This is a genomic window from Gilliamella apicola (genome assembly GCF_003202655.1).
GTDB classification, from domain to species: Bacteria; Pseudomonadota; Gammaproteobacteria; order Enterobacterales; family Orbaceae; genus Gilliamella; species Gilliamella apicola_R.
In genome coordinates this window covers 1-8,513 of sequence record NZ_QGLR01000029.1, presented here as the reverse complement: position 1 = coordinate 8,513, position 8,513 = coordinate 1, and the positions used below count along the sequence as shown (strand labels likewise).

The following is an 8,513-nucleotide window of genomic DNA, read 5'->3' as shown; positions in this document are numbered from 1 at the left end:
GTCACCAGGTCTTATCCTCCATTATATAAGGGATCATTATTATAAACCACCACAAGAATATATAGATTCTGTGATGGCATTAGATTTAACGCAACCATTTAACGCTCAAGATTGTTTTGATTTGTTAAAGAAACAAAACTTATAAAATTAAACTGAAAAATATTTACCATATATCTAAAGGTTGCAAGGTGATGGGGGGTAAAAACTCGCTAAATAGGCTAGATAGGCTATGCTAATTCGTACAGTTTTTTTAAGGGATAAACTATTCTGAAAAAAGGAAAATACGTTAAAAATAAAAGGGCGATAAGGACAAATTTATCCTGATAATTTTAATAACCGATGGTAAAGTTCTATCAACTAGGATTTTATTTAGGTGGACAAGAGCAAATTCAAATATTCATGGAACATAACTGAGGTGAAAGTATTAGCGGAAATACCATTACCTTAAGGAGAATAGAATGTTATCATCACTATTATTAAATACCTTATTAGATGATTTTATTAAACTTCGAAATATTTTAAACACTTTGAGTCTATTCGTAAAAATGGTTGTCCATATGATCTTTTGACTTTTTAATGATTAAGGTGTAAGTTGCGATTTTATTGGAATAATTTAAAAAAAACAGAGCGTTGCCGCTTCGGCTATAAAATATTGAATCTAATTAAAAATTCCAAACAGTAATGCTTATGTTTTTATCAAATTAGTAGATCATGGTCTGACGCGAGGCTCTTAGGCGAGTTTGATAGATTACAACTTTTTGAAAATGGTATCGTTAAAGCAAGAATTCCAAACTGGGCTGGTGATACTGTGAAAGGTAAACTTGAACCTTTTGCTATGGCTTATCCTGAATATGGGTTAGGGGGAGCGCAGCAACTACATGCAGATTTTATGTTGATAAAATTTAAAAAAATCACTATCCTTACAGAGTGATTTTTGCATCAAGGATATTAGAATGAGAGCGTTATATTATATTTTAGTTGATATTGATCTACATCCATATTTAGCTAATGCTCTAGATGGAGTGTTAAAAATAGGTATTACCGCAGACAATTGTAATAAAAACGAACCAATTATTTACATAGAAGGAAAAGGAAAAGCAGGTAACGCGTGTACTCTTTCTTTAGAAGATGTATATAAGTATTCATTTTTAAAATATTTTGAGGAGCAAAACATCACTTGGATTTTAGACTTTATACGAGATACTCCAAATTTTACGGAAAAAGAATTAACGCAAGAAATAGTATCTCATGGATTAGCCTTAGTTACAGAAGAATATTAACTTTATTGTATAACAATATCTTTATGATTTTATGTTAAATTTTTATAAAGTCATGGATTGTTTATTATAATAAAACATATATATTTTAAGTTTATTACATCTTAGTATAACTGTAATTTTAGGTTTTTATATTGAAGTAGCGAGATTTCCTGAACCATCTTTACAAAAACTGATCAGCTTCATGTTCTTTAAATATCATTTTTAGGTGATATTAATAATACTTATGTTGACTAATTAAAGTCAAAAACAATCAATCGTTAATGGCAAAATAACCGAATTCAAATACTCGTCTCATCCATGAGACTCGCTTCTGTCGAGTCAACGTTAAAGAGTTGTTCAAATTTTTCCCCAAAAATGTGTGACAAGGTCATAAACTGATTGCCGAAACCGACAATGACAAGCACTGGCAAAGTTACCTCTATGAGCAGGACTCCTTCCGGCCACTGGCGTTAGTACAGGGCAATGCCCAACAAGGCAAAACCCAACTCTACTGGTACCAAAACGACCAACTCGGCACGCCGATAGGGTTAACGGATGGATTTGGTGAAACATTATATGAATGCCAGTATAATGGCTATGGACAAATTATTGATGAAACCTACCATGAAGTTGGCAATCGTGCTATTCCTGATAACCCGCTGCGCTTTCAGGGACAATACTACGATGAAGAGACAGGTCTACACTACAACCTAAATCGTTACTACGACCCCTTTGTCGGGCGGTATATAACCCAAGACCCGATAAAGCTGATTGGTGGCTTCAATTTTTACGCTTATGTAAATGGAAATCCGATTAACTGGATTGACCCATTAGGTTATATTAGAGGGCTTAATAGTGATTCCGGTCAATATTACGCAAAAGAAATATTAGAAGGGGGAACAGGAACTGCTTTTGCTGGACATGGATATTATCGATTTGGTACTGGCGAAATTATTGTACCTGAAGGAACAATGATTACTTTACCGAGAGAGGATATTTCAATAGCAGACATCACAGGTCGGTTAATAGAAAGAGGTGATTGGGAAGGTTTAATAAAATTAGCTGAAACAGATTCTCATGTACGATCTGATTTAATAGGAATGAGAACGTGGTTACCTGGGGAAAAAATACCTAATTATATTTTAGATGTTCCTCGAAGATTGATAATTTATAGAAATTCAATGGTTGTAGCACAGCCTACGGAGTTGAGAGTTTTACTCAAACCTAATATGGGGTGTGTCCAATGGGCTGCATGCACGGAGTATAAGTAGGCTCCTTCTATTTAGTTTAATGGCTGCATACACAAGTTATAAGAGGTGAAAAATATGTATTTTAAAGATCATACATACTATAATTACTATGTGAACAAACCGCTAGAAATGATTATCAATATTGGTTGGCTTTCTTATGAACATTTTTATGAAATGGGCGAAACAGAACCAGAATTTATTGAAAAACTTACAGAAATTATAATTAACGATTATTTTTATGATTATAAATTTAATAGGATAAGATGCAATTCTTCTTGTAAATTATGTAAAGAATCTATTTTACAACCTTATGTAGATAAGAAGAGGAATGCACTTATGGATATGCCCCTAGGATTTTGCGAATTATTAATTCCATCACAAGTGAATAATCAATATTATGCGTCACCAGGTCTTATCCTCCATTATATAAGGGATCATTATTATAAACCACCACAAGAATATATAGATTCTGTGATGGCATTAGATTTAACGCAACCATTTAACGCTCAAGATTGTTTTGATTTGTTAGAGAAACAAAACTTATAAAATTAAACTGAAAAATATTTACCATATATCTAAAGTTTGCAAGGTGATGGGGGGGGTAAAAACTCGCTAGATAGGCTATGCTAATTCGTACAGTTTTTTTAAGGAATAACCTATTCTGAAAAAAGGAAAATACGATAAAAATAAAAGAGCGATAAGGACAAATCTATCCTGATAATTTTAATAACCGATGGTAAAGTTTTATCAACTAGGATTTTATTTAGGTGGACAAGAGCAAATTCAAATATTCATGGAACATAACTGAGGTGAAAGTATTAGCGGAAATACCATTACCTTAAGGAGAATAGAATGTTATCTCTATTATTAAATACCTTATTAGATGATTTTATTAAACTTCGAAATATTTTAATTGCTGAACAAAATGATACTTGGTTATATGCAATTAATCGTACAATTGCAGATATATCATCAGCAATTGAAGATACAAGTTCAGCTGAATATTTTATTGAATCTGCAAGAGATGGTTATTACTCAATCCAAGCAGGGGCGCGTGGCTTTGCTGAGTTCTTTATTGGGCGGGAGGATTTTGAAGAAATGATACTCCTCAATGCAAAATTTAATCAATTGAAGAAAAAAATAAACAGTGATTTTTTTGCTATTTCAGCTTTTTTTAAAAAAGGAGTTCCCATGAAGGGGGATTTTGAACAAGCAGTAAATAATAATGAAATTAGTGCTTATTTTAAAGGTGAAGGTGACTATTTTACGCCAGAGGAAAGGTATAAGGCATCTCATAGTTATATCATGAATTTTATGGGAATGATGTTCTATCTTGAAAAAAGAGTAAATCCCTATCAAGAATTGGTCAAATATTTTAGATTATACTTAAGTTCACTTAAGGAAGATGCTCTAGATGCTTGGAGTTTATTTAACAATATTGATTGTTTTTATACTCTTCGAAGAAGTAATCCCTTTTTTTTGACTCCAAATGATTACTTAATCGATCAATTAACCGCGGAAGAGAAAAAGAAAATTGGGGTATTATTTCGTTATTTAAGAGAGAATTTTGATAAAGTCCCAGGTCAAGCACAAATGTCTCCTATAGATAAACACTTTGAGTCTATTCGTAAAAATGGTTGTCCATATGATCTTTTGACTTTTTAATGATTAAGGTGAGAGTTGCGATTTAATCGGAGGATAGTTTAAAAAAATAGAGTGTTACTGGTTTGGCTATAAGATGTTGAATCTACCAATAAACCCCAAAACGGTAATGCTTATGTTTTATACCCGCAAACCAATATAAACTATATTTATTAAACCTTCTCAATCCAGTAAGCTTATAAAATTAAACTGAAAAATATTCACCATATAGCTAAAGTTTGCAAGGTGATGAAGGTATCACCAGATACTTTTTATTATTCAAAAAACTCGCCAATTTTTAATTATTAGTGATGATTAAATTCCCCCGCTAAGCTAATATTAAATTTATATCTAAATCTAAATCTAAATGTGTGTTTCCTGAAATATCTTTACCAATGGTATCAAACCAAGGAGGAGTTCCCATGAAGGGTGATTTTGAACAAGCAGTAAATAATAATGAAGTTAGTGCCTATTTGAAAGGTGAAGGTGACTATTTTGTGACAAATGATTGGGGACGAGGATACCATCATTATATGATGAATTTCACGGGAATGTTGGAATATCTTAAAAAAAAAGAAAATCCTTATCTACTGTTGGTCAAATATTTTAAATTATACTTAGGTTCACTTAATAAAGATGCTTTAGATGCTTGGGGTTTATTTAACAATATTAGTTGTTATTATTATTTTAGAAAAAATAATCGCTATTTTTTAACTCAAAATAAAGATTTAATCGATGAATTAACTGTGGAAGAGAAAAAGAAAATCGGGGTATTATTTCGTTATTTAAGAGAGAATTTTGATAAAGTCCCTGATTCAACCAATATGAGACCTATTGATGAGCAGATGAAATTTGTGTATGAAGATGGTTGCCCATATGATCTTTTTTCTTTTTAATAATTAAGGTGTGAGTTGCGATTTTATTGGAGAATAATTTTCAAAAAAAAAACATAGTGTTACTGGTTTGGCTATAAAGTATGGACTCGACCAAATTGTTCTTTTAGGAATAGTGATTATTTTTTACCGAAAGAGGGATATTAATAAGAGGATATCACAGGTCAGTTAATAGAAATAGGTGATTGGGAAGGTTTAATAAAATTAGCTGAAACATAATCCTTATATATAATATGATATAAAATGACTGACACCGTGGCTACCTAAATCAAAAATACCTAATTATATTTTAGATGTTCCTAAAGATCTGATAATTTATAGTAATTCAATGGTTGTAGCACAGCCTACGGAGTTGAGAGTTTTACTCAAACCTAATATGGGGTGGGTCCAATGGGCTGCATGTAAGAGGTATAAGTAGGCTCTTTCTATTTAGTTTAATGTCGTGTACCTGTAGGCTGAATACACAAGTTATAAGAGGTGAAAAATATGTATTTTAAAGATCATACATACTATAATTACTATGTGAACAAACCGCTAGAAATGATTATCAATATTGGTTGGCTTTCTTATGAACATTTTTATGAAATGGGCGATACAGAACCAGAATTTATTGAAAAACTCACAGAAATTATAATTAACGATGATTTTTATGATTATAAATTTAATAGGATAAGATGCAATACTTCTTGTAGATTATGTAAAGAATCTATTTTACAACCTTATATAAATAAGAAGAGAAATGCACTTATGGATATGCCCCTAGGATTTTGCGAATTATTAATTCCATCACAAGTGAATAATCAATATTATGCGTCACCAGGTCTTATCCTCCATTATATAAGGGATCATTATTATAAACCACCACAAGAATATATAGATTCTGTGATGGCATTAGATTTAACGCAACCATTTAACGCTCAAGATTGTTTTGACTTTGTTAGAGAATCGAATCAAGTCAAGTTAAGATGAAAAGTCAACCAAGTATAGTTTTAAGATTATAGTAAAAATAGAATTAAGGCTTAACTTTACATTTTGCTAAAATTTCAAAGGTAAAATAATGCAGTCTATAAAAACTAGAGGTTTTAGCTTTAAATTTATTTTGTAGATGAAGTTATCGATGAAAAACGATGTTAATATGCAGTTCTTTTTTAATTATTAGGGTATGAGTTGGTATTTAATTGGAGAATAGTTTAAAAAAATAAAGCGTTACCGGTTTTGCTATAAGGTGCTAAATCAACCAATAAACCCCAAAACGGTAATGCTTATGTTTTATACCCGCATGTGAACATCTAAAATAAACCTAGAACTTGCAAGCTGAAGAGCATATTAGAGATACTTTTTTGTCATAAAAATCCTCAGCACTATCACTTTACTAAGGAGGAGTTCCCATGAAAGGTGATTTTGAACAAGCAGTAAACAATAATGAAATTAGTGCCTATTTAAACGGTGAAGGTGATTATTTTTCGCCATGGGAAATGATTTAGGGAAATCATAATTTTATAAATAATTTTATGGGAATGATGGGATATCTTAAAAAGCAAGAAAATCCTTACCAAGAGTTGGTCAAATATTTTAGAAATAAAAAGAGCGGACTTTTTGAACCATATGGGCATCGAAGTATGTTTAATAAAGATAGTGACTTGATAAGCCCGAGGTGGAGGCCGTTTAATAAATGAAAAAGATAAATTTAGATGTTTTACAAGAAAAAGCTCGCTTAATAACAATTAAAGAACTAGAGAAATATATATTTCCTCATGAGCTATATCAATACATGGCATTAGATATTCTATTGGATAATAAAAAAGAAAATATTTTTATATTGCACATTCCGGGGCAATCTGGAAAACAGAGTATCATCATTTCAAAAACGCGTATGAATGTATATACAGGGGAAGGTATAGTAGAATATATAGGATTGGATTCAGTTGAGCTAAAGAAAAAAACAATCCACAAAAAAAATAGTATCAATCAAAATCTTTTAGGTAAGGTTATTGCCATACCAACACAAAATAAATTGTATATTCCTGCACAAGTGGTTTATATTTCTGATATTTTTCATAACCTAATTTTATTAGGTATTTATTATAACCCCACTCGTTTTATCAGCAAAATTCCATTAGCGCCTGAATTTTCAAATCAATTTTTGAAATTAATTTATACATCTCTTGCTCCTATCAAAAATGAACAATGGCTTACTATTGGGTTAAAAGAAAATAAATTAAGTAGCCAAACTTTAGCTCGTAGAATAGTTGATAATGAATTATGGTTAAATGACACTCGAATTAGAACAGCCACAGAGAGCGATAAAAAACTATTTGATATGATGGAGGTAAAATCAAAAGAAGAAGTTGAATGTATGCTGGCAGGATATTTTAATTAAATCAAATAAATAAAAAACCAATTATATTTATTATATTGTAAAGACATAGTAAGCCTTTTGAAAGATAAAATATTGTATATGTAATCCGGTTATCTATTAGAACGCTAGATTTGAAAACTTAGACTTAAACATGTTTGTTTCTTGAAATATCTTTGCCAATGGTCTAAAACCAAGGAGGAGTTCCCATGAAGGGTTATTTTGACGAAGCAGTAAATAATAATGAAGTTAGTGCCTATTTAAAAGGTGAAGGTGACTATTTTGCGCCAAATGAATGGAGCCGAGGATATCATAATTATATGATTAATTTTACGGGAATGATGGGATATCTTGGAGAGAAAGAGCATCCGTATCAACTGTTGGTAAATTATTTTAAATTATATTTAAGTTCATTAAAGGAGGATGTTCTAGATGCTTGGGGTCTATTTAATAATCTTGGTTGTTTTTATGATCTTCGAAAAGATAATTACTATTTTTTAACTCAACATGACGATTTAATCGATGAATTAACTGCGGAAGAGAAAAAGAAAATTGGGATACTATGTCGTTATTTAAGAGAAAATTTTGATAAAGTCCCTGATTCAACCAATATGAGACCTATTGATGAGCAGATGAAATTTGTGTATGAAGATGGTTGCCCATATGATCTTTTTTCTTTTTAATAATTAAGGTGTGAGTTGCGATTTTATTGGAGAATAATTTTCTAAAAAAAACATAGCGTTACTGGTTTAGCTATAAAGTATGGACTCGACCAAATTGTTCTTTTAGGAATAGTGATTATTTTTTACCGAAAGAGCGATATTAAAAAGAGGATATCACAGGTCAGTTAATAGAAAGAGGTGATTGGGAAGGTTTAATAAAATTAGCTGAAACATAATCCTTATATATAATATGATATAAAATGACTGACACCGTGGCTACCTAGATCAAAAATACCTAATTATATTTTAGATGTTCCTAAAAATCTGATAATTTATAGAAATTCAATGGTTGTAGCACAGCCTACGGAGTTGAGAGTTTTACTCAAACCTAATATGGGGTGTGTCCAATGGGCTGCATGCACGGAGTATAAGTAGGCTCCTTCTGTTTAGTT

At 31.2% G+C, this 8,513-nt stretch carries 11 protein-coding genes; 10 read left to right on the top strand and 1 reads right to left on the bottom strand.

Going from position 1 to position 8,513, the window contains the following annotated elements; translation table 11 throughout:
• Positions 1–13: 13 nt before the first annotated feature.
• The 3 genes from DKK70_RS17790 to DKK70_RS16560 all read left to right on the top strand — a co-directional run bounded on the left by DKK70_RS17790 (position 14) and on the right by DKK70_RS16560 (position 1,280).
• The gene (locus DKK70_RS17790) at positions 14–145 is read left to right on the top strand and encodes a hypothetical protein (RefSeq protein ID WP_445972081.1); all 132 of its coding nucleotides are present in this window, start codon (positions 14–16) and stop codon (positions 143–145) included.
• Positions 146–808: 663 nt separating this feature from the next.
• The gene (locus DKK70_RS17315) at positions 809–931 is read left to right on the top strand and encodes a hypothetical protein (protein WP_258363961.1); all 123 of its coding nucleotides are present in this window, start codon (positions 809–811) and stop codon (positions 929–931) included.
• Positions 932–953: 22 nt separating this feature from the next.
• Positions 954–1,280: a hypothetical protein gene (locus DKK70_RS16560; RefSeq protein ID WP_110434962.1), complete on the top strand. Its 327-nt coding sequence runs from the start codon at positions 954–956 to the stop codon at positions 1,278–1,280.
• Between the two features lie 336 nt (positions 1,281–1,616).
• On the opposite strand, the gene DKK70_RS17310 is transcribed toward DKK70_RS16560, so the two are convergent.
• Positions 1,617–1,832: a hypothetical protein gene (locus DKK70_RS17310; RefSeq protein WP_258363960.1), complete on the bottom strand. Its 216-nt coding sequence runs from the start codon at positions 1,830–1,832 to the stop codon at positions 1,617–1,619.
• On the opposite strand from DKK70_RS17310, the gene DKK70_RS17760 reads away from it, so the two are divergent.
• The 7 genes from DKK70_RS17760 (at position 1,802) to DKK70_RS16525 (ending at position 8,082) form a co-directional block, all read left to right on the top strand.
• Positions 1,802–2,530 (top strand): RHS repeat-associated core domain-containing protein, encoded by a 729-nt coding sequence (locus DKK70_RS17760; RefSeq protein ID WP_375335004.1) that lies wholly within the window; start codon positions 1,802–1,804, stop codon positions 2,528–2,530. The genes DKK70_RS17310 and DKK70_RS17760 overlap by 31 nt on opposite strands.
• A 54-nt stretch (positions 2,531–2,584) precedes the next feature.
• A complete protein-coding gene (locus tag DKK70_RS16550) occupies positions 2,585–3,055 on the top strand; it encodes a DUF7919 family protein (RefSeq protein WP_110434961.1) in 471 nt (156 codons plus the stop codon).
• 306 nt (positions 3,056–3,361) lie between these two features.
• Complete coding sequence (locus tag DKK70_RS16545) at positions 3,362–4,174, top strand: hypothetical protein (RefSeq protein WP_110434960.1); 813 nt, start codon at positions 3,362–3,364, stop codon at positions 4,172–4,174.
• A gap of 398 nt (positions 4,175–4,572) precedes the next feature.
• The gene (locus DKK70_RS16540) at positions 4,573–5,046 is read left to right on the top strand and encodes a hypothetical protein (protein WP_110434959.1); all 474 of its coding nucleotides are present in this window, start codon (positions 4,573–4,575) and stop codon (positions 5,044–5,046) included.
• A gap of 483 nt (positions 5,047–5,529) precedes the next feature.
• On the top strand, positions 5,530–6,012 hold the full coding sequence (locus DKK70_RS16535; RefSeq protein ID WP_110434958.1) for a DUF7919 family protein: 483 nt from the start codon (positions 5,530–5,532) through the stop codon (positions 6,010–6,012).
• Positions 6,013–6,715: 703 nt separating this feature from the next.
• Complete coding sequence (locus tag DKK70_RS16530) at positions 6,716–7,423, top strand: hypothetical protein (protein WP_110434957.1); 708 nt, start codon at positions 6,716–6,718, stop codon at positions 7,421–7,423.
• 185 nt (positions 7,424–7,608) lie between these two features.
• Positions 7,609–8,082, top strand: a complete 474-nt coding sequence (locus DKK70_RS16525; protein WP_110434956.1) for a hypothetical protein — start codon at positions 7,609–7,611, stop codon at positions 8,080–8,082.
• Positions 8,083–8,513: the final 431 nt, after the last annotated feature.

Bases quoted from the DNA above. Each gene is read 5' to 3' on its own strand.
- DKK70_RS16560 (WP_110434962.1), top strand. From the start codon at position 954: ATGAGAGCGTTATATTATATTTTAGTTGATATTGATCTACATCCATAT.
- DKK70_RS17310 (WP_258363960.1), bottom strand. From the start codon at position 1,832: ATGTTTCACCAAATCCATCCGTTAACCCTATCGGCGTGCCGAGTTGGT.
- DKK70_RS16550 (WP_110434961.1), top strand. From the start codon at position 2,585: ATGTATTTTAAAGATCATACATACTATAATTACTATGTGAACAAACCG.
- DKK70_RS16545 (WP_110434960.1), top strand. From the start codon at position 3,362: ATGTTATCTCTATTATTAAATACCTTATTAGATGATTTTATTAAACTT.
- DKK70_RS16540 (WP_110434959.1), top strand. From the start codon at position 4,573: ATGAAGGGTGATTTTGAACAAGCAGTAAATAATAATGAAGTTAGTGCC.
- DKK70_RS16535 (WP_110434958.1), top strand. From the start codon at position 5,530: ATGTATTTTAAAGATCATACATACTATAATTACTATGTGAACAAACCG.
- DKK70_RS16530 (WP_110434957.1), top strand. From the start codon at position 6,716: ATGAAAAAGATAAATTTAGATGTTTTACAAGAAAAAGCTCGCTTAATA.
- DKK70_RS16525 (WP_110434956.1), top strand. From the start codon at position 7,609: ATGAAGGGTTATTTTGACGAAGCAGTAAATAATAATGAAGTTAGTGCC.